Origin of the sequence: Streptomyces murinus (assembly GCF_002154555.1) — a bacterium.
In the GTDB taxonomy this organism is placed as follows: Bacteria; Actinomycetota; Actinomycetes; order Streptomycetales; family Streptomycetaceae; genus Streptomyces; species Streptomyces murinus.
This window is the reverse complement of the sequence record NZ_MUNF01000086.1, coordinates 1-20,280: the sequence shown is the minus strand read 5'-3', so window position 1 is coordinate 20,280 and position 20,280 is coordinate 1. Positions and strand designations below refer to the sequence as shown.

18 protein-coding genes are annotated in these 20,280 nt (G+C 73.7%); 9 read left to right on the top strand and 9 right to left on the bottom strand.

Annotated elements, in window-relative coordinates:
• Nucleotides 1-204, top strand: a 204-nt coding sequence (locus CCN72_RS38905) for a hypothetical protein (protein WP_208637933.1), incomplete at its 5' end; no start/stop codon positions are given.
• A gap of 72 nt (nt 205-276) precedes the next feature.
• Here the strand turns inward: CCN72_RS38905 and CCN72_RS06970 are convergent.
• The 5 genes from CCN72_RS06970 to CCN72_RS06950 are packed head-to-tail and all read right to left on the bottom strand — an operon-like array spanning nt 277 to nt 6,651.
• A complete protein-coding gene (locus tag CCN72_RS06970; RefSeq protein ID WP_086806755.1) occupies nt 277-867 on the bottom strand; it encodes a GNAT family N-acetyltransferase in 591 nt (196 codons plus the stop codon).
• A 22-nt stretch (nt 868-889) separates the two neighbouring features.
• Nucleotides 890-1,390: a metallophosphoesterase family protein gene (locus CCN72_RS06965; protein WP_086806754.1), complete on the bottom strand. Its 501-nt coding sequence runs from the start codon at nt 1,388-1,390 to the stop codon at nt 890-892.
• 4 nt (nt 1,391-1,394) lie between these two features.
• Nucleotides 1,395-2,414 (bottom strand): SDR family oxidoreductase, encoded by a 1,020-nt coding sequence (locus CCN72_RS06960; protein ID WP_086806753.1) that lies wholly within the window; start codon nt 2,412-2,414, stop codon nt 1,395-1,397.
• 56 nt (nt 2,415-2,470) lie between these two features.
• The gene (locus tag CCN72_RS06955; RefSeq protein ID WP_086806752.1) at nt 2,471-3,580 is read right to left on the bottom strand and encodes an enolase C-terminal domain-like protein; all 1,110 of its coding nucleotides are present in this window, start codon (nt 3,578-3,580) and stop codon (nt 2,471-2,473) included.
• An 11-nt stretch (nt 3,581-3,591) separates the two neighbouring features.
• The gene (locus CCN72_RS06950) at nt 3,592-6,651 is read right to left on the bottom strand and encodes an FAD-binding and (Fe-S)-binding domain-containing protein (protein ID WP_208637932.1); all 3,060 of its coding nucleotides are present in this window, start codon (nt 6,649-6,651) and stop codon (nt 3,592-3,594) included.
• A gap of 147 nt (nt 6,652-6,798) precedes the next feature.
• Between CCN72_RS06950 and CCN72_RS06945 the strand changes: the two genes are divergently transcribed.
• A complete protein-coding gene (locus tag CCN72_RS06945) occupies nt 6,799-7,236 on the top strand; it encodes a MarR family winged helix-turn-helix transcriptional regulator (RefSeq protein ID WP_086806757.1) in 438 nt (145 codons plus the stop codon).
• 76 nt (nt 7,237-7,312) lie between these two features.
• Nucleotides 7,313-7,897: an isochorismatase family protein gene (locus CCN72_RS06940; protein WP_086806750.1), complete on the top strand. Its 585-nt coding sequence runs from the start codon at nt 7,313-7,315 to the stop codon at nt 7,895-7,897.
• Between the two features lie 120 nt (nt 7,898-8,017).
• Here the strand turns inward: CCN72_RS06940 and CCN72_RS06935 are convergent, their stop codons facing one another.
• The 3 genes from CCN72_RS06935 to CCN72_RS06925 all read right to left on the bottom strand — a co-directional run bounded on the left by CCN72_RS06935 (nt 8,018) and on the right by CCN72_RS06925 (nt 9,125).
• Nucleotides 8,018-8,203 carry a hypothetical protein gene (locus CCN72_RS06935; RefSeq protein ID WP_086806749.1) on the bottom strand — a complete coding sequence of 62 codons (186 nt, stop codon included), beginning with the start codon at nt 8,201-8,203 and terminating at the stop codon, nt 8,018-8,020.
• Between the two features lie 132 nt (nt 8,204-8,335).
• On the bottom strand, nt 8,336-8,704 hold the full coding sequence (locus CCN72_RS06930; RefSeq protein WP_237553000.1) for a DUF6479 family protein: 369 nt from the start codon (nt 8,702-8,704) through the stop codon (nt 8,336-8,338).
• Nucleotides 8,705-8,837: 133 nt separating this feature from the next.
• Nucleotides 8,838-9,125, bottom strand: coding sequence for a hypothetical protein (locus CCN72_RS06925; RefSeq protein ID WP_086806747.1), 288 nt, complete (start codon nt 9,123-9,125; stop codon nt 8,838-8,840).
• A 267-nt stretch (nt 9,126-9,392) separates the two neighbouring features.
• Here CCN72_RS06925 and CCN72_RS06920 point away from each other — a divergent pair, with 267 nt between their 5' ends.
• The 5 genes from CCN72_RS06920 to CCN72_RS06900 all read left to right on the top strand — a co-directional run bounded on the left by CCN72_RS06920 (nt 9,393) and on the right by CCN72_RS06900 (nt 18,166).
• A complete protein-coding gene (locus tag CCN72_RS06920) occupies nt 9,393-11,537 on the top strand; it encodes a SpoIIE family protein phosphatase (protein WP_407075484.1) in 2,145 nt (714 codons plus the stop codon).
• A 436-nt stretch (nt 11,538-11,973) separates the two neighbouring features.
• Nucleotides 11,974-12,189, top strand: a complete 216-nt coding sequence (locus CCN72_RS06915) for a type A2 lantipeptide (protein WP_085568111.1) — start codon at nt 11,974-11,976, stop codon at nt 12,187-12,189.
• A 105-nt stretch (nt 12,190-12,294) separates the two neighbouring features.
• Nucleotides 12,295-13,101 carry an HlyD family efflux transporter periplasmic adaptor subunit gene (locus CCN72_RS06910; protein WP_086806746.1) on the top strand — a complete coding sequence of 269 codons (807 nt, stop codon included), beginning with the start codon at nt 12,295-12,297 and terminating at the stop codon, nt 13,099-13,101.
• On the top strand, nt 13,098-15,323 hold the full coding sequence (locus tag CCN72_RS06905; protein ID WP_086806745.1) for an NHLP family bacteriocin export ABC transporter peptidase/permease/ATPase subunit: 2,226 nt from the start codon (nt 13,098-13,100) through the stop codon (nt 15,321-15,323). Before CCN72_RS06910 ends, CCN72_RS06905 begins: the two co-directional genes overlap by 4 nt.
• Nucleotides 15,323-18,166 (top strand): NHLP bacteriocin export ABC transporter permease/ATPase subunit, encoded by a 2,844-nt coding sequence (locus CCN72_RS06900; protein ID WP_086806744.1) that lies wholly within the window; start codon nt 15,323-15,325, stop codon nt 18,164-18,166. The genes CCN72_RS06905 and CCN72_RS06900 overlap by 1 nt, the downstream gene beginning before the upstream one ends.
• Before the next feature lie 49 nt (nt 18,167-18,215).
• Here CCN72_RS06900 and CCN72_RS06895 read toward each other — a convergent pair whose 3' ends face one another.
• Nucleotides 18,216-19,085 carry a ribonuclease BN gene (locus CCN72_RS06895; RefSeq protein ID WP_402145732.1) on the bottom strand — a complete coding sequence of 290 codons (870 nt, stop codon included), beginning with the start codon at nt 19,083-19,085 and terminating at the stop codon, nt 18,216-18,218.
• A gap of 237 nt (nt 19,086-19,322) precedes the next feature.
• Between CCN72_RS06895 and CCN72_RS06890 the strand changes: the two genes are divergently transcribed.
• Nucleotides 19,323-20,280 (top strand): MGDG synthase family glycosyltransferase (locus CCN72_RS06890; protein WP_107430075.1); only part of this gene is annotated, 958 nt, incomplete at its 3' end.

The following is a 20,280-nucleotide window of genomic DNA, read 5'->3' as shown; positions in this document are numbered from 1 at the left end:
CACCGGTGCGGCGGTGGGGGCGGGGGCCGAGCGTCGATCGACGGCAGGGCCGTGATCGACTCGGTGAAGGTGGAGGTGGAGGTGGAGGCCGGCCCGGTGACGGTGACCTTCTTCCGCGCATCGCCGGCCTCCCCCTGGCCGAGCGTGCGGCACTGGCGGCGGCGCGCGCCGCTCTTGCCGCTGCGGCATAAGCGGCGCAGGTGAGAAGGCGCCGGCGGAGATTTCTCCGGTCGGCGGACACAGCGCGCGGGCCGTGTCCGAAGCGGCCGTCCCGCCCTACTCCGGGTCGCCCGCCACCCGTGCGTGCAGATGCTGGTCGTGCCAGCCGTCGGCGTGCAGCAGGGCGCCGCGCATCGTGCCCTCGAAGGTGAAGCCGGCCTTCTCGGCGACGCGGCAGGAGGCGGGGTTGGCGGTGGAGTGGCACAGGCGGAGGCGGTGCAGGCCCAGGTCGTCGAGGGACCAGCGGGTGAGGCGCCGGGTCGCGGCGGGGGCGAGGCCGGTGCCGCGGGCCTCGGGCAGCAGCCAGTAGACGAGCTCCGCGGTGCCGCCCGCGAGGTCGATGTCATTGAGCCCGATCAGTCCGATCGCGGCGCCGCCGGTCCGGGCGATGGCCCATACGGCACCGGTCTCGCCCCGCCACCGCTCGTGCATCCGCTCGATCCGGCGCCGGGCGTCGGCGTGGTCGGCCACGGTGAACAGGTTCCACCGCCCGATCTCCGGATCCCGCGCGGCGGCCAGCAGCGCGTCGGCGTCGTCCGGGCGCCAGGGCCGCAGCTCGGCGCCCTCCGCGAGATCGAGAACGGGCTGCCCGCCGTCGGCCATGCGGCCCGCGGGTACGACGCCGGGTATGCCTGCGCTGAAGATCATCCGGTGATGATCGCACGCCGTACTACCCCTGGGGCAGCCGGTGCAGGGTCACCTCGACGAGCGTCCCGCCCTCGATCTCGGCCGTCATGTAGGTGCGGTACGGCTGGCGCCGGCGGTCGGTCGGGGAGCCGGGGTTGAGCAGCCGGAGCCCGCCGGGGGCCGTGCTGTCCCAGGGGATGTGGCTGTGCCCGAACACCAGCACGTCCAGGTCGGGGAAGCGCGCGGCGCACCGGGCCTCGCGGCCCTGCGCGGATCCGGTCTCGTGCACCGCCCCGAAGCGCAGTCCGTCGAGTTCGGCGTACGCCACCTCCGGCAGCCGGGCGCGCAGTCCGGGCCCGTCGTTGTTGCCGTACACCCCGATCAGCCGGCGGCTGCGGCTCTCCAGCAGATCGAGCGTGGCGGTGTCCACCCAGTCCCCGGCGTGGAACACGACGTCCGCGCGCGGGAGTTCGGCCAGCAGCGCCTCCGGGAGCCGTTTGGCGCGCCGGGGCAGATGGGTGTCGGAGATGAGCAGGAGTCGCACGGCTTCAGCATGCCCCCTTCACCGACCGCCTCAGCCGCCGTACCCCCGCGACGGCGGCGCATGCGGCCGCTGCCGCGCCGACGGCCATGGTGGCGGGGTGGCGCAGGGCGGCCTCCTGCCAGGAGTGGGCGTGCGCGCTGTCGTCGAACGCGCCGTGGGCTCCCCGGTCCTCCCCGGGATCCCGGTCGATCGGCGTGAAGAGATTGTCCGCGCCGGTGGGCGGGACAGCGGTCGTCTGCTGGGCGTCGTAGCCGGTGCGGGCCAGGTAGCGGTCGAGGAGGGCGGGGAAGAGCCGGTTCGCCCAGATGGTGGCCACCGTCGAGGCGCCCACGTAGTACTGCTTGCGGCGCGGATGGTCGGCCGCGTACATGATGCCGCGGGCGGCGACCTCCGGCTGGTAGATCGGCGGGACCGGCATGGGGTGGTGGTCCAGACGGTTGCGGACCCAGTCGAACTGCGGGGTGTTGACGGCGGGCAGCTGGGCGACGGTGACGCGCACCCGGCTGCCGCGGTGCAGGAGTTCGGTGCGCAGGGACGAGGTGAAGCCGTTGATGGCGTGCTTGGCGCCGCAGTACGCGGATTGCAGCGGGATCGAGCGTTCGCCGAGCGCGGAGCCGACCTGCACGATGGTGCCCCGGTCGCGCGGCAGCATCCGGGCGAGGGCGGCGCGGGTGCCGTTGACGAAGCCCAGATAGGTCACATCGGTGATGCGCCGGTACTCGTCCGGGGTGATCCGGTCGAAGGGCGCGAACACGGAGGCGAAGGCGCAGTTGATCCAGATGTCGATCGGGCCGAACTCCCGCTCGGCGGCGGCCGCGACGGCCTCCGCCTGTGCCGGGTCGGCCATGTCGGCGGGCCGCACGAGGGGGCGCCCGCCGAGCGCCGCGACCTCGTCGGCGACCGCTTCGAGGCCGCTCTCGCCCCGCGCGACCAGGACGACGTCGGCTCCGCGCCGGCCGTAGCGGCGCGCGGTGGCACGGCCGATCCCGGCACTCGCACCGGTGATGACGACGGTCGTGGGCATGATGCTCGACTCCCTTTCCCTCTAGGTGAGTTCACTCGGCTTACGCTTCGGTGAGTTCACTGGACCCGGTACGGCTCCGCACGCTCCTCGGCGAGGGTGAGGCCCAGTCCGGGTGCTCCGGCGGCGCCCGGGGTGATGCTTCCGCCGCCGGGGTCGAGGACGCCGTCGAAGAGCAGCCGTTCGATGCGGACGTGGTCGTGGAACCACTCCAGATGGCGCAGGCCGGGCACCGCGGCGGCCGCGTGGGCGTGGGCGCTCGGCGCGCAGTGGCCGGAGATGTCGATGCCGTGCGCGTGGGCGAGGGCGGCGGCGCGCAGCCAGCCGGTGATGCCGCCGCAGCGGGTGGCGTCGGCCTGGAGGCAGTCGACGGCTCCGGCGGTGATCAATTGCGCGAAGTGCGGGAGCGTGTAGCCGTATTCACCGGCGGTGACGTCCGTCGGGAGCCGGTGGCGCAGGTCGGCGAGGGTGGTGAGGTGGTCGCAGGAGACGGGTTCCTCGAACCAGGTGACGCCCGCGTCGGCGAGGGGGCCCGCGAGGCGGCGGGCCTGGCCGCCGGTGTAGGCGCCGTTGGCGTCGACGTACAGCTCCGCGTCGTCGCCGATGGTCGCCCGGGCCCGGTCGACGCGTTCGAGGTCGCGTTCGCTACGGCGGCCCCAGGACTCCCCGATCTTGATCTTCACCCGGGGGATGCCCGACTCATGTGTCCAGTGCCGGAGTTGGCGGTCCTGCCGCTCGGCGTCGTAGGTCGTGAAGCCGCCGCTGCCGTAGACCGGCACCGCGTCGCGGGCGGCGCCGAGCAGGTGGACGAGGGGCAGGCCGAGGAGGCGGGACTTGAGGTCCCACAGGGCGATGTCGACGGCGGAGATCGCCTGGGCGGCCACCCCGGGCAGTCCGGCGTTGCGTACGGCCCGGAGCATCTCCTCGTTGGCGCGCGGCACATCGAGGGCCGGGCGGCCGGTGACGGTGCCGGTGAGCAGTTCCTGGACGAGGCGGGCGGTGGCGGCGGGCGCGTAGGTGTAGCCGAGTCCGGTGGTGTGGCCGCTGCGGGCGGTGACCAGGACGAGGGTGGTGCGGTCCCAGGCGAGGGTGCCGTCCGCCTCGGGGGCGTCGGTGCGCACGGTGTGGACGGCGGTGTCCAGCGCGTCGATGGCCGGCAGGTCGCTCATACGGGGGCTCCTCAGGCGCGGCGCCGCAGCAGGCGCAGGGCGAGTGCGGCGCCCAGGGGCAGAGCGGCGGTCGTCGCCCAGCGGGCCGCGCGGGACGGCGGGGACGGGCGATCGGCCAGCCGCTCGGGATGGTCGCTCGGCAGGTTGCCGTCGAGGGCGAGGGCCAGGGCCTCGGCGAGGTGCAGCGCGCGGCGGCCGGTGCCGCCCTCCTCGATCTGGGTGCGGCAGCTGAAGCCGTCGGCGAGGACCAGGCTGTCGGGCGCGGCGCCCCGCACGGCGGGCAGCACGCCCCGTTCGGCGACGGCCATGGAAACCTCGTGGTGGCCGCGTTCGAAGCCGAAGTTCTCGGCGAGTCCGCAGCAGCCCTCGTCGAGGACGTCGGCGTCGAGGTGGGCCCGCCGCAGCAGCGCGCGGTCGGCGTCGTCCTTCAGGACGGCGTGCTGATGGCAGTGGGTCTGTACAAGGGCCCGGCGGGCGAGCGCGGGCGGCCGCCAGTCGTCCGGGGCGTGGTGGACGAGTTGTTCGGCGAAGGTGCGGACCTGCCCGGCGAGGCGCCGGACGTCCGGGTCGTCGGGGAGCAGTTCGGGGGCGTCGGAGCGGAAGACGGCGGTGCAGGAGGGTTCGAGCCCGATCACCGGAGTGCCGGCCTCAAGACAGGGCGCGAGCACATCGAGGGTGCGGCGCAACACCCGCTTCGCGGTGTCGAGTTGGCCGGTGGAGATCCAGGTCAGGCCGCAGCACACCGGCCGGGTGGGGACGGCGACCCGGAATCCGGCGTCCTCCAGGACACGGACGGCCGAGCGTCCGATCGCGGGGTGGAAGTAGGTGGTGAAGGTGTCCGGCCACAGCAGGACGGTGCGCGAGTCGGCCGGGTCCGGCGGGTCGTCGGCGCGAGCGCGCCACCACTGCACGAAGGACTCCTCGGCGAACACGGGAGCCGCGCGGGAGCCGTCCACCCCGGCCAGCAGCTTGCCCGCGCGGGCCGGACCGGGCGCGTGCAGCGCGGAGTTGACAAGGGACGGCGCGAGGCGGGACAACCGGGCCCAGAGCGGGAGCCAGCCGAGGGCGTAGTGCGCGGCGGGCCGGGGGCGGCCCTCGTAGTGGTGGGAGAGGAACTCCGCCTTGTAGGTGGCCATGTCGACGCCGACCGGGCAGTCCGTGCGGCAGCCCTTGCAGGCGAGGCACAGATCGAGGGCGTCGCGTACGGCGGTGGAGCGCCAGCCGTCCCGGATCGCGGAGTCGGCGTGCCCGTTCAGCATCTCGAACAGCAGCCGGGCCCGGCCGCGCGTGGAGTGCTCCTCCTCCCGAGTGGCCCGGTACGAGGGGCACATGACCCCGCCGGAGTGGCTGCGGCAGTTGCCGACGCCGACGCAGCGCAGCACCGCGCGGGTGAAGGAGTGCTCGTCGTCGGGGAAGCCGAAGCGGGTCTCGGGGGTGTCGGGCCGCCAGTCGGCGCCGAGGCGCAACTGCCCGTCGACCGGCTGGGGTCGCACGATCTTCCCGGGGTTCATCCGGTCGTCCGGGTCGAAGAGGGCCTTCAACTCGCCGAAGGCGCCGACCAGTCGCTCGCCGAACATCCGGGTGAGCAGTTCGCCGCGGGCCTGCCCGTCGCCGTGTTCGCCGGAGAGCGAGCCGCCGTAGGAGGCCACAAGGTCGGCGGCGCGTTCCAGGAAGCGGCGGAAGTCGGCGACGCCTTCGGCGGTCCTGAGGCCGAAGGGGATGCGGGTGTGCACACAGCCCTGCCCGAAGTGGCCGTACAGGGAAGGGTGGTCGTAGTCGAACTCCTCGAACAGTCCCTTGAGGTCGCGGAGATAGTCGCCGAGGCGCTCGGGCGGTACGGCGGAGTCCTCCCAGCCCTCCCAGGTCTCGCGGTCGTCCGGCGGGCGCGCGGTGACGCCGAGCCCGGCCTCGCGGGCCCTGAGCATCTTCTGCTCGCGCCCGGGGTCGTCGGAGAAGGCGACCGCGGGGCTGTTCTCGTCGCGGCCGACGGCGCGCAGCAGGGCGTGCGCCTGCCCGTCGACGTCCTCCTGGCTGTCGCCGCTGTACTGCACCATCAGCCAGCTGTCGCCCTCGGGAAGGATGTCGAGGGAGTCGAGGTAGGCCCCTTCCTCGCGCATCAGCTGGGCCATGCGCCCGTCCAGGGCCTCCAGCTGGGTGGGCGAGCAGTGTTCCAGGAGGCGGGGGACGTCGTCGGCGGCGGCGCAGATGTCGTCGTAGCCGAGGACGAGCAGCGACCGGTACGGCGGGACGGGCACCAGGTCGAGCTCGGCGCGCAGTACGGTGACGAGGGTGCCCTCGCTGCCGACGAGCGCCTTGGCCACGTCGAAGCCGTTCTCGGGCAGCAGGGAGTCGAGGTTGTAGCCGGAGACGCGGCGCGGGATCTTCGGGTAGCCGCGGCGGATGTCGGCCAGGTGGTCGGTGGCGATGCGGTCGAGGCCGGTGTACAGCTCGGCGAGCCGGTCGCCGCCCGCGATGATCCGGGTCCGCTCGGCGGGCGGGGTGGGGCCGACCCAGGCGCGCTGCCCGTCGTAGGTGAGGATCTCCAGGCGCCGGACGTTGTCGGCGGTCTTGCCGTAGGCCTGGGCGGAGGCGCCGCAGGAGTTGTTGCCGATCATGCCGCCGAGCGCGCAGTGGCTGTGGGTGGACGGCTTGGGGCCGAACTGGAGCCGGTGGCGGGCGAGTCGGGCGTTGAGTTCGTCGAGGACGATGCCGGGCTCCACCACACAGGTGCGCCGCTCGGGGTCCACGGTGATCAGGCCGGTGCAGTACTTGCTCCAGTCGATCACCACGGCGGTGTTGGTGCACTGTCCGGCCAGGCTGGTGCCGCCGCCCCGGGACAGCACGGGGGCGGCGAAGCGCGCGCACACCGAGACCGCGCGGGCGCCCGCCTCGACCGTGCGGGGGACGACGACGCCGAGGGGCACCTGCCGGTAGTTGGAGCCGTCGGTGGCGTAGGCGCCGCGGCTGCCCGCGTCGAAGCGGATCTCGCCGTCCACCTCGGCGCGCAGGGCGGCGATCAGTGCGGCGCGGTCGGTCGTGTCGCCGGTGCCGCTCATGTCCCCAGGGGTCATCCGTGCTCCTCGCGTCCGCCGGACCGCTTTCTCCGGCCGCCTTTCCGGGGGCTCCCGGGCCGTCCGACGAGTACCCGAGAGTTTCTTCAGGCAAAGCTGAACAGTTTCGGCTGGACAGTCCAGCCTGACGGACCTAGGGTGACCGGCGTGGAAGACATCTCCGACACCGCGGTCCGGGCGGCGCGCGATCTGCGGGTGGCGTTCAGCCGGCTGCGGCGCCGTATCCGCGAGGTCGCCCGGGACGCGGACCTGACTCCGTCGCAGGAGTCGGCGCTGACCCTGGTCGGCAAGCACGGCGCGGCCACCGCGAGCGCGCTGGCCGCCGCCGAGGGGGTGCGCCCGCAGTCCATGGCCACCACGCTGGCCGGGCTGGAGCAGCACGGTCTGATCCGCCGGGCCCCCGACCCGGACGACGGCCGCCGTCAGCTGGTCACCCTGACCGACGCCGGCCGGGCCCGTATCGAGGGCAACAAGCAGGTGCGCGAGGAGTGGCTGGCGCGCGCCTTCCAGGACCGGTACAGCGATGCGGAACGGCAGACGATCCTGGCGGCCCTGGAGCTGATGCAGCGGCTGTCGCGGCCGTAGCCACCGAACGCACACGCGAAACCCCGCACACCCCTGAACACCCCTGAAACAACCCCTCGAAAGGCCTGACCGACTCATGTCGCTCACCACGCTCGACCCCCGTACCGCCCTCGTCGTGATCGACCTCCAGCACGGCATCGTGGGCTCCCCCACCCAGCCGCACTCGGGCGCCGACGTGCTGTCCCGCTCGGTGGAGCTGGCCGAGGCGTTCCGCGCCCGGAACCTGCCCGTCGTCCTGGTCCGGGTGTCCTTCGCCCCCGACTTCTCCGACGCCATGCCCGGCCGCACCGAGCAGCAGGGCGGCGGCGCGGCCTTCCCCGAGGGCTGGGACGTCATCGTCGACGAGCTGACCGGCCACGCGGGCGACATCCAGGTCACCAAGCACAACTGGAGCGCCCTGTTCGGCACCGACCTGGATGTGCAGCTGCGCCGCCGCGGTGTCACCCAGATCGTGCTGACCGGCATCGCCACCAGCATCGGCGTCGAGTCCACCGCGCGTGACGCCTACGCCATGGGCTACCACGTCACCCTGGCCACCGACGCGATGGCCGACCGCGACGCCGCCACGCACGCGCACAGCGTCGAGAAGATCTTCCCGCGGCTGGGCGAGACCGGCACCACGGCGGAGGTCCTGGAGCTGCTGGCGAAGACGCACGGCTGAACCCCGGCTCCGGCGACGCACGGCTGAACCCCGTGGCCGGACAGCGCGGCGGCCCGGTTCCCCCGTAGGTGCGGGGGGCCGGGCCGGTGCGGTGTCCGGGGCCGCGGATGTGCCGTGCGCTCAGTCCTCGCCGCGCACGATGGTGTCCTCGGCGCCGTTGCCCGGCCGCCAGGCCCCGGTGCGGTCCGGCACGGCGGGCACGCAGGTGCGCACCCCCAGGTCCGGCCGGTCCCGGCGGTTGTGCGCCTGCGCCCATCCGGTCTCGGTCCGCGGTATGTCCGGTTTCTTGGTCGGCTGCGCGATCACGTCGTGTCATCCACCCTCTGTGTACGGCGGCCGGCGGGACCGGCGTGTCGGGCCCCGCGGACCTGGTCTGGACTATCCGCTGCGGGTATCCGCCCGGCGTGACCCGTAAACGGGAGCCGGGCGGCGGGCCGTTCAGGTACGGCCGCCGCCACCGCCGCCGAAGGACCCGCTGGACCCCGGTGACCAGCGCGGACGCCGCTGGTCGTCGGCGCGCCGTGAGCGGATGTTGTCGAGCTGGTGCGGGGTGAGCCGCTCGCTCTCCTCGCCGGTCCTCGGCACATCGCGGGGCTCGCGCATCTCGCTGGTCTCGCGGACCGGGCCCGTCGGTGGCAGCTTGGGCTGCTCCTCGGGGAGCGGTGGGGCGGGCTCGCGCTGACGCACCTTGAAGCCCAGCCGGAACGCCCAGATCAGCCCGCCGACCAGGACGACCCCGGCGACCAGGATGAGGACGTAGCCGAAGACCTGCCTGCTGGTGGCCGCTTCGTACATGGCAGTGTTCATGGTCGCCGGGTACCCGGGGCGGGCGGACGAATACCGGCTCGCACAGGGGCCTTTCCCCGGCCGCCCGCCAGCCCGGCCGACCGCCAGAGCCTCGGCCCGCCAGACCCTCGGCCCGCCAGGCCCGTCGGGCCCGTCAGCCCGTCGGCGGTCTCTCCCCCGGCGCCGCGGCGGCGCGTTCCACCTCGGCCTCGATGTCGGCGCGCGGGCGGCCCGTGTCCTTCGCGTACTCGCTCAGCGCGGTCTGCGCCTCGCGGGCGAGGTCGCGCCAGGCCCGCAGGGCGGTCTCGTAGGTGCCCGACTGAGCGCCGGTCATGCCGCGTTCGGCCGGCGGACCGTACGTCTCGCGCAGCTCCTCGACCGTGGTGTGGGCCGCGTCGGCCGCCCGCTGCTTCTGCACCAGTTCCTCGAAGGTGTGTGCCACCCCATCGAATCTAGGCGCGGTCCCGTCGGCGCGCCTGTCCAACCCGCAACCAAGCGCTCCGACACGCCCGACGGGCTCCCGGTGGCCGCGCCGCGGCTCCGCCGCTGTTCACGACGGCGAGTCGTACGCGTCGCACCCTCTCCGGCACCACGGCGCGCCGTACCGTCCCCCGGCGGGTGGCATGCCGCCGGGGGCGTGCTCGCCGTGCGCCGGGCGCCGTCACGGGGGAGTCTTGATCCGGGATGCGACACGCGGCCGTAGGAGGAGGTGGTCGGCGTGTCCGACGGGCCAGGGCCGGCACGGGCGGCGGCCGCCGGGACACCCCCCGGTGAGCCGGTGCTGTCGGTCGCCCTGGCCGCGATGATGGAGGAGGTGCACGCCCACTCCGGTGCCGTGTACCTGCTCAGACCCGACGAGCCGGTCCTGGAGATGGCGGTGCACGCGGGCCTGCCCCGCGCGTTCGCGGCGCCCTGGGAGCGGCTCGGGCTCGGCGCGTCGGTGCCGGTGGCGGACGCGGTGCGCAAGCGGCGTCTGGTGTGGGTGGGCGGCGAGGAGGAGATGGCGGGGCACTATCCGCGGATCGCGGTGGTGCTGCCGTACCCGTTCGCGCTGGCCGCGCTGCCGCTGGCGACCGCGCACGAGGTGTACGGCGCGGTGTTCGTGACCTGGCCCGGGAGCCATCCGGCGGAGCTGTCCACCGAGGAGCGCGTCCGGCTGACGGCGGCCTGCAAGCGGCTGGCGCTGCGGCTGGCCCGGGCCGCGAAGGAGCGCAGGCCGCTGGGCCGGGAGCGCGATCTGCTCGCGGCGCCCGGACCCGAGGTGGCCGGCACCCTGGGTTCCGTCGAGGCCGCGCGGATGGTGGCCCGGCTGCCGTACGGCCTGGCGTCGCTGGATCTGCACGGCCGGATCGGCTACGTCAGCCCGGCCGCCGCCACCCTGCTCGGCAAGACCCCGGACGAACTGCTCGGCGCCCTGCCGTGGATCGCGGTGCCCTGGCTGAACGATCCGACGTACGAGGACCGCTACCGGGCCGCGCTGCTGAGCCAGCAGCCGACCTCGTTCGTGGCGCTGCGGCCGCCCGGCGACTGGCTGTCGTTCCGGCTGTATCCGAATCTGACCGGGCTGAGCGTGCGCATCGGCCGGACCCACCCGATGGCCGATGTGGCGCCGGCCGCCGCGCCGGTGGAGGCGGGACCGTCCCGGCTGGTGACGATCTCCCAGGTGCTGAACCTGGCGGGCGCGCTCACCGAGGCGGTGGGGGTGCGGGACGTGGTGCGGCTGGTCTGGGACGAGCTGGCGCCCGCGGTGGGCTGCCGGGCGCTGACGATCGCCGCGCCGCAGGGCGGGCGGCTGCATCTGCTGGGGCATCGGGGATACGACGATCCGCGCGCGGTGGAGCGGTGGGAGGGGCTGCCGCTGTCCGAGCGGACCCCGGGCATGCGGGCGCTGAGCAGCGGGGTGCCCGCGTTCTTCGAGTCCCGGGAGCAGCTGGGGCGGCTCTACCCGGAGCGGGAGGAGAGCCCGGACGGCTTCGCGGCCTGGGCGTATCTGCCGCTGATCGCCTCCGGGCGGCCGGTCGGCACCTGTGTGCTGGCGTACGCCGAGCCGCGGCTCTTCCCCGCCGACGAACGGGCCGTACTGACCGCCCTCGGCGGGCTGATCGCACAGGCCCTGGAGCGCGCGATGCTCTACGACGCCGAGCATCAGCTGGCGCACGGGCTGCAACAGGCGCTGCTGCCGCACTCGCTGGCGTCGCTGCCGGGGGTGGAGGCGGCGGCCCGGTATCTGCCGGCCACCCATGGCATGGAGATCGGCGGCGACTTCTACGACCTGGTCGCCGCCCGGCCCCTGACGGCGGCGGTGATCGGGGACGTGCAGGGGCACAACGTGACGGCGGCGGGCCTGATGGGGCAGCTGCGCACCGCGGTGCGGGCGTACACCGCGGTGGGGCAGGGCCCGCACGAGGTGATGGCCAGCACCAACCGGCTGCTGATCGACCTGGGCGTGGAGCTGTTCGCCAGCTGTCTGTATCTGCGCCTCGACCCGGCGGCCGGGCTCGCCGTGATGGCGCGCGCGGGACATCCGCCGCCGCTGCTGAGGCGGCCCGACGGGCAGGTGCGGGTGCTGGACCTGGCCGGGGGCCCGCTGCTCGGCATCGACGCGTCGGCGGCGTACCCGACGACCGAGGTCGCCCTCACCCCCGGTTCGGTCCTCGTCCTCTACACCGACGGCCTGGTGGAATCCCCCGGCGTGGACATCGAGGACGCCCTCGCGGAACTGAGCGCACGCCTCGCGGAGTTGGGCGACCTGCCGCTGGAGACCCTCGCGGACGAACTGGTGCGCCGGAGCGTGCCGGCGGGGGCGCGCCGCGACGATGTGGCGCTGCTGCTCCTGCGGGCGCGCGACGACTGAGAGTCCGGACACCCGGAAGAACACGTTCCGCGACCGGTCCATGACGTTCAGTTCCCGGCACGTACCGGAATCCCCGCTTCAGCGAATCTGCACATTGAATGCTCAACCAAGCCACCGCGGTCAGCGCTTCTGCACATCCGGGCGCCCCCGGCCCACCCCGGGCGGCCGCCGTGCCGGACGCGCCGCCGGAGGCAAGCCCGTGGCCGCGACGATGCCGTGCCGCATGTGAAAAAGTCGCCGACAAGCCGTGCCCGCGCCTGCACGGTTGCACCCCGTCGTGGATCAAGTTCCCTGGTGAGAGCCCTGTTTGAGTGGAAGGGCGGACGACGTGCGTGCTTTGATCCTTCGCACCGCGGCCCCCTCCTGTTGATCGCCTGTCGACCGGAGAGGGTCTCGTTCCCCCCTTGTGAATATCCATATGAAGGGAAGTTCCATCATGAACTCCACCCCCCAGGTCCAGACCGCCGAGATCGCCGACGCCGAGCTGGACGCCGTCTCCGGTGGTCTCCAGGTGAACGCCCTCAGCACCGTGACCGGCGCCGTCAACGGCATCGCCCCGGTCTCCGACCTGGCCAACACGGCCATCGGCACCGTCGAGGGTGTCACCGGCCTGAACGTGGCCCCGGTCACCGGCCTGGTCGCCGGTCTCTGACCGAGCCCTCCTTGCAAACCCGTCGGTCCCGGAGCCGTCCCCCGGCTCCGGGGCTCTCGGGCGTCCCGAACCACCCGCGACTCCCCCACAGGTGAGGGAAGTTCCGTGCAGTTCCGCCAACAGGCCCTCGCCAAACTCCAGTCGCCCCAGGAGCTGGACCTCCCGGTGCGGCTCGCCCGCCCGCAGGGCCGACTCGCGCTCGGGGTCACCGTCGCCGTCATGGCCGCGGCCTCCGTCTGGGCGGTGACCGGATCGGTCGCCTCCACGGTGAGCGCGGGCGCCATCCTCACCCACGGGCAGGGCAGTTACGTCCTCCAGAGTCCCGTGGCGGGGCAGGTGACGGCCGTCCTCGCCCGGCAGGGACGGCAGCTGCCCGCGAACGCCCCCGTGATCAAGGTCCGTACCCCGCAAGGGGATTCGGTCGTCCGCACGGTCGCCGCGGGCCGGATCACCACGCTCGCCGCCACCATCGGGCAGATCGTGCGGACCGGCACCGATGTGGCCGCCGTCGAGAAGGTAGCCCACGCGGACGACCCGCTGTACGCGACCGTGTACGTCCCCGCCGAGAACGCCGCCGCCATCCCCGCGGGCGCCGCCGTGGACCTCACCGTCTCCTCCGTACCGGCGCAGCGCTACGGCGTGCTGCGCGGCCGGGTGCGCTCGGTGGACCGGGCCGCGCAGTCCGCGCAGTCGATCGCCGCGTTCCTCGGCGACAGCCAGCTCGGCCGGCAGTTCACCAAGGACGGCCGTCCGGTCGCGGTCACCGTGGAGCTGGACAAGTCCCCTACCGCCAAGAGCGGTTACCGGTGGTCGACCGCCGACGGGCCGCCGTTCCGGCCGGACTCCATGACCCTCGCCTCCGCCTCCATCCGGCTGGCCGACCAGCACCCCGTCGATTGGCTGCTCCCGTGACGACCGCTCCGCAGGAGACCCGCGGCCGCAGACGCGCCGCCCCCGCCCGGCAACCGGCCCCCAAGTCCCGTACCGGCACGGTCCGTACGCCCACCGTGCTCCAGATGGAGGCCGTCGAGTGCGGCGCCGCCGCCCTCGCGATGGTCCTCGGCCACTACGGCCGGCACGTCCCGCTGGAGGAGCTGCGCATCGCCTGCGGCGTCTCCCGGGATGGCTCGCGCGCCAGCAACCTCCTGAAGGCGGCGCGCGGTTACGGCCTGACCGCCAAGGGCATGCAGATGGACCTGGCCGCCCTCACCGAGGTGCGCGCCCCGGCCATCCTCTTCTGGGAGTTCAACCACTACGTCGTCTACGACGGGACGGGCCGCCGCCTCGGCCGGCGCGGCATCCACATCAACGACCCCGCCAAGGGCCGCCGTTTCGTGCCCCTGGAGGAGTTCGACGGCAGCTTCACCGGTGTCGTCCTGGTCCTGGAGCCCGGCGAGGACTTCACCCGCGGCGGACGCAGACCGGGTGTGCTCGGCGCGCTGCCGGCCCGGCTGCGCGGCACCGCCGGCACCCTGCCCGCCGCGGTGCTGGCCAGCCTGCTGCTGGTCGCGGTGGGCGCGGCCGTACCCGCGCTGAGCCGCACCTATATCGACATGTTCCTGATCGGCGGGCAGACCTCGCTGCTAGGCGTGCTGTTCACCTCGATGGCCGTCTGTGTGCTGCTCACCCTGGTACTGACCTGGCTCCAGCAGGCCAATCTGCTGCACGGCCGGATCATCTCCTCCACCCTGAGCAGCGCCCGCTTCCTGCGCCATCTGCTGCGGCTGCCGGTGACGTTCTTCGCCCAGCGCTCCCCCGCCGACCTGGTGCAGCGCCTGCAGTCCAACGACCAGGTGGCGGAGACGCTGGCCCGCGACCTCGCGGCGGCCGGCGTGGACGCGATCGTGGTCGTGCTGTACGCGGTGCTGCTCTACACCTACGACCCCCAGCTGACGTTCCTCGGCATCGGCGTGGCGCTGCTGAACATCGTCGCCATGCGGCTGGTGGTACGGCTGCGCGCGACCCGCACGGCCAAGCTGCGCGCGGACACCGCCCGGTTGACCAACACCGCTTATACCGGGCTCCAGTTGATCGAGACGATGAAGGCGACCGGCGGTGAGGACGGCTACTTCCGCAAGTGGGCCGGGCAGCACGCCGCCACGCTGGAGGAGCAGCAGCGCCTCGGGGTGCCGAGCGCCTGGCTCGGGGTGGTCGCCCCGACGCTGGCCACGTTCAACAGCGCGCTGATCCTGTGGATCGGTGGGCTGCGCGCCGTCGAGGGGCATATCTCGGTGGGTCTGCTGGTGGCCTTCCAGGCGCTGGTGACCCGCTTCACGGCGCCGCTGACCCGGCTGAACGGGGTGGCGGGGCGCATCCAGGACTTCGCGGCCGATGTGGCCCGGCTCAAGGACGTGGAGAACTTCCAGGCCGATCCGCTCTACGCGCGGGGCGGGCCCGGCGACGAGACACGGCGGCTGCGCGGCCATGTCGAGCTGGAGAACGTGGCGTTCGGCTACAGCCCGCTGGACAAGCCGCTGCTGAGCGGGTTCGACCTGACCGTGGGGCCTGGGCAGCAGGTGGCGTTGGTGGGCGGCTCGGGCAGCGGCAAGTCCACGGTGTCCAGGCTCATTTCGGGCCTCTACGCGCCCTGGGACGGGGTGATCCGGATCGACGGCCGGCGCCTTGAGGACATCCCGCGCGGCGCGCTCGCCGCCTCCGTCTCCTTCGTGGACCAGGAGGTGTTCCTCTTCGAGGGCTCGGTCCGCGACAACGTCGCCCTGTGGGACCCCTCGATCCCTGACGAGGCGGTCGTCGAGGCGCTGAAGGACGCGGCCCTGTACGAGGTGGTGGCGCGCCGGCCCGGCGGCATCCACGGCAGGGTCGACCAGGACGGCCGCAACTTCTCCGGCGGGCAGCGCCAACGCCTGGAGATCGCCCGGGCGTTGGTGCGCGGGCCGAGCGTCCTGGTGCTGGACGAGGTGACCAGCGCGCTGGACGCGCAGACCGAGCTGATGGTGATGGACAACCTGCGGCGGCGCGGCTGCGCCTGTGTGGTGATCGCGCACCGGCTGAGCACGGTCCGCGACAGCGACGAGATCGTCGTGCTCCAGCACGGCACGGTGGTCGAACGCGGGCGGCACGAGGAGCTGGTGGCGCGCGGCGGCGCGTACGCGGCGCTGGTCAGGGAGCGTTGATGACATCCGTTCAGGAGGGGCAGGAGGGGCAGGAGGGGTACGACGGCGACCTGGTGCTCGGCGCACTGGGCGCGCTCGGCACCCGGGTGGACTGCGCCGGGCTCACCCGCCTCGATCTGGCGGGCCCCCAGGTGCTGTGGCTGGTGGCGGCCGGCGCCCTGGACCTGTTCGCGGTGGACGCCGAACAGCAGGGCCACTGGCACCATCTGGGCCGCCTCGACGCGGGCGCGCTGCTGCTCGGCCCGGTCGCCGGTACCCGGCACACCCTGGTGGCCCGCCCGGCGCGGGACTGCGTGGTGCACCGGGTGAACTTGCGTGAGCTGTACCAGCAGACGGGCACCCAGACCTGGTCGTACGACGAGTACGGGCGGCCGCAGTACGTGCCGCCCGCGTCCAGCCCGCTGGAGTACGCCCTCGCGCTCGGCGTCGGCCGCGGTCTGTCCGTCCTCTTCCAGGCCCCGCTGGCCGAGGAGCGGCCCGAAGTCCCCACGGACGACGATGTGTTCTGGATGCAGGTGCCGCCCGGCAGCGTCCAGTACGGCTCCCTGTACGGCGCGGAGGCCGCCGCCGATCTGCTGATGGACCCGGCGCTGTGGCAGTCGCTGGTCGACCAGCAGTACCGGCTGCTGACCGCGCTGGACCGCTGGATCGAGCAGTTGGAGCGCAGCCATGAGACCCGGACGGCCGCCGGGATCAAGGCGGGTGAGGCGGCGGGCGCCCAGGCGGACCGCACCCTGCTGGCCTCGATCGGCCGCCGCTCGGGGCGTCGTACGACGGCCGCCGACGCCGATGCCACGTACGCGGCCTGCGCGTTGGTCGCCGAGGCCGCCGGGATCAGGCTCGCCGAGCCCGCGCGGAGCGGCACCGAGAGCGAGCGCCTCGATCCGGTGGAGCGGGTGGCGCTGGCCTCCCGGGTGCGCACCCGTGCCGTACGGCTCGAAGGGCGCTGGTGGCGGGAGAACGTGGGCCCGCTGGTGGGGCGGCGGGCGCTGTCCGGGGCGCCGGTCGCCCTGCTGTGGCGGCGCGGCGGCTATGCGGCCGTCCACCCCGCAAGCGGCCGGGAGACACCCGTCGACAGGGCGAACGCCGAGGAGTTCGAGCCGCGCGCGGTGATGTTCTACCGGCCGCTGCCCGACAAGGCGCTCTCACCGCTCGGGCTGCTCCGGTTCACGCTGGGCGGCGCCCGCGGCGATCTGCTCGGGCTGCTGCTCGCGGGTCTGGTGACGGTGGCGATCGGCGCGCTGGTGCCCATCGCCACCGGCAAGGTGCTCGGCGAGTACGTGCCGAGGGCCGAGGAGGGCCTGATCGTCCAGGTGTGCCTGGCGGTGCTGGTGAGCGGGGTGGTGTCGGCGGCGTTCACCCTGCTGGAGAACCTGTCGATCCTGCGCCTTGAGGGGCGTGTGGAGGCGGCGCTGCAACCGGCCGTCTGGGACCGGCTGTTGCGGCTGCCCACCCGCTTCTTCGCCGAGCGCTCCACGGGTGAACTGGCCAGTGCGGCCATGGGGATCAGCGCGATGCGCCGGATGCTGGCGGGCATCGGTCCGGTGGTCGCCCAGTCGGTGACGGTCGGCGCGATGAACCTCGGTCTGCTGCTGTGGTACAGCGTGCCGATGGCGCTCGCGGCGATCGGCATGCTGGTCGTGATCGCGGCCGTGTTCCTGGGGCTCGGGCTGTGGCAGGTGCGCTGGCAGCGGCGTCTGGTGGTGCTCGGCAACCAGCTGAACAACCAGGCGTTCCAGACCCTGCGCGGGCTGCCCAAGCTGCGGGTCGCGGCCGCCGAGAACTACGCGTACGCCGCCTGGGCACGGGAGTTCGCGCGCAGCCGGGAGCTCCAGCAGAAGGCCGGGCGGATCAAGAACCTCACCGCGGTGCTCGGCGCGGTCTATCTGCCGGTGTGCTCGCTGCTGATGTTCATGCTGCTGGCGGGCCCGGCGCGGGGCACGCTGTCGGCGGCGGACTTCCTCACCTTCAACACCTCGGTGACGATGGTGCTGACCTCCGTCACCCAGCTGACCGGCTCGCTGGTGTCGGCGGTGGCCGCGCTGCCGCTGTTCGAGGAGATCCGGCCGGTCCTCCGGGCCGCCCCCGAGGTCCGCGCCGGAAGCACCCGGCCCGGTCCGCTGACCGGCGCGCTGGAGGCCCGCAAGCTGTCCTTCCGGTACTCCGAGGACGGCCCGCTCGTCCTGGACGGTGTCGACTTCGCCGTCCGGGCCGGGGAGTTCGTCGCGGTCGTCGGCCCCAGCGGCTGCGGCAAGTCCACCCTGCTGCGGCTGCTGATCGGCTTCGAGGGGCCCCTGTCGGGCAGCGTCCTGTACGACGGCCAGGACCTCGCCGCCCTCGACCAATCGGCGGTGCGCCGGCAGTGCGGGGTGGTGCTCCAGCACGCCCAGCCCTTCACCGGCTCCCTCCTGGACGTCATCTGCGGCACCGAGCCGTACACCCCCGAGGAGGCGATGGCGGCGGCCGAGATGGCGGGGCTCGCCGAGGACATCCAGCGCATGCCGATGGGTCTGCACACCATTGTCTCCGGCGGCGGCTCGGTCTCCGGCGGGCAGCGCCAGCGGCTGATGATCGCCCAGGCGCTGATCCGCCGCCCCCGCATCCTGTTCTTCGACGAGGCGACCAGCGCGCTGGACAACGACACGCAGCGCATCGTCATCGACAGCACCCGCAAACTGAACGCCACCCGCGTCGTGATCGCCCACCGTCTGTCCACGGTCCTGGACGCGGACCGGGTGATCGTCATGGAGGAGGGCCGCGTGGTCCAGCAGGGCAGCCCGGCCGAGCTGCTCGCGGACACGACGGGCCGGCTGCATGAACTGGTGCGGCGGCAGTTGACGTAGGTCCGGGCCGTCGTACACGGCGCGTGGCGTCCCGGCCACGGCAGGTCCCCTAAGGGGCCTCGTCCTCCCCCGGGTCCCCGCTCTCCCCCGGGTCCCCGTTCTCCCGGCTGTCCTCGTCCTCATGGTGGCGCAGATGGACCGGCATCACCCAGTGGTGCTCGCAGAACCAGCGGCCGAACAGGGCGCCGCCGTAGATGACGAAGCCGACGCCGATCAGCCAGGACTCCAGGACGAGGACAGTGCCGACCGCGCCGTAGCTCAGGGCGTTGGTGACGATGAGGGGCGTGAAGACGAGGTAGGAGAAGGCGCGCAGCCCGGCGAGGCCCACCATGGTGGCCAGCGCGCCGGGCAGCAGTTCCCGCCAGCGGACCTGGTCGCCGAGCAGGAAGTGCTGCCCCCACCAGAAGAACAGCACACCGCTGAGCCCGGACAGCAGGATCCGCTGGGAGCCGTGCAGCGCGGCCTTGGTCGCCACCTCCTGGTAGAGGTAGGCGGTCAGTACGATCAGCCAGGTGGCCTGCCGCCAGACCCGGTGCCAGGGCCCGGCGGCGAGGCCCCAGATGCGTTCGTAGGCGTTCTGCACGCTGCCCCCGAAGGACACGCCGAACACGGCGAGCAGCACGGCGCTCCAGGCGCTGGTGGTGCCGATGACGTTGTGCGGGGGGCTGATGACGTCCGTGACCACGCGCGCGGAGGCGCCGGACAGTCCCATCCCGTCGGTCAGCCAGGAGGCGAACCCGCCCTGCACCAGCGGGTCGGCGGCGGCGACCACGATCAGCAGCGGGGCCAGTGTCACCAGTGCCAGGGTGGCGAAACCCATGGCCCGGTGCATCAGCTCCAGCTCCCGGCCGTGTGCGAACAGGGCCTGGACGCGGATCCACCGCCAAGCGCGGTGCAGGCCGCGCCGCAACCGACTCACGGCACCTCCCGTGCTCACCGCCGCGCGCGTGCGGGTCCGGCGTGAACGCGCGCCTGGCTTCACTCTGGCACGGTCCGGGCGTCCCGCCACGGAGGAGTCGGCCAGTCGGGTCCATCGAGGCGGTGCGACACGGCCCGGCCTGTCCGGTTCGGCCGCCCCGGCCCCGGAGAATCGGTCCCCGTGTGCGCATCCGCCGAGGTGCCCCGGCGGCGCCGGACGCTGATCCTGAGCGCGAGCATGGGGGCAGGACATGACACGGTCGCCGCCGAACTGGCGCGGCGGGCCGGGGGGTACGGCCATGAGCCGTACGTCGTCGACGTGCTGACGCTGCTGCCCCGCGGGCTCGGGGCGGGGCTGCGCGGCTGGTACCAGGCGGTGGTCCGGCACGCGCCCTGGGTGTACGCCGGGGTCTACGACGCGTTCCTGCGCGGCGGCCCGGGCGGCACCCGGCCGAGCGGGGTGCCGCTGGCGCGGCTCGCCGGGGAGCGGCTGCTCACCCTCGTGGACCGGGTGGACGCCGATGTCGTGGTGTCGGTCTTCCATCTGGCCGCCCAGCTGACCGGGCATCTGCGGGCGCGGGGGCGGCTGCGGGTGCCGAGCGCGGTCTATCTGGTCGACTTCGCCGTGCACCGGCAGTGGCTGCACCCGGGCAACGACCGCTATCTGTGCCTGACGGACGCGGCGGCCCGGGAGGTGCGCGGGAGTCTCGGGGTGGCGGCCGTGCCGACCGGCCCCGCCGTGGCCCCGCCCTTCTCGGCGCCGGCCCCGGGCGCGGCGCGCTGGCGGGAGCGGTTCGCCGGTCGTGCGCCCGGCCGGCCGCCGGTGCTGCTGTCCGCGGGTGCCTGGGGAGCGGCGTCCCGGCCGGACGCGACCGCCGCGCTGCTCGCCGGTGCCGGGTATCTGCCGGTGGTGCTGTGCGGTCGTAACCGGCGGCTGTACGACCGGATCGGCCGGGTTCCCGGGGCGCTCGCCCTCGGCTGGGTCGCGGACATGCCGGGGCTGCTCGGCGCGTCGTACGCCCTGCTGGACAACGCGGCCGGCCAGACCGCCGTCCAGGCCCTCTCGTCCGGGTTGCCGGTGATCGGCTACCGCCCCTTGCCGGGCCATGGTCTGGAGGGCGTCCGCCGGATGGCCGACCTGGGTCTGTCGGCCCTCGCTCCGGACGCGCCCGGCCTGCTGAAGGCTCTGGCCGACC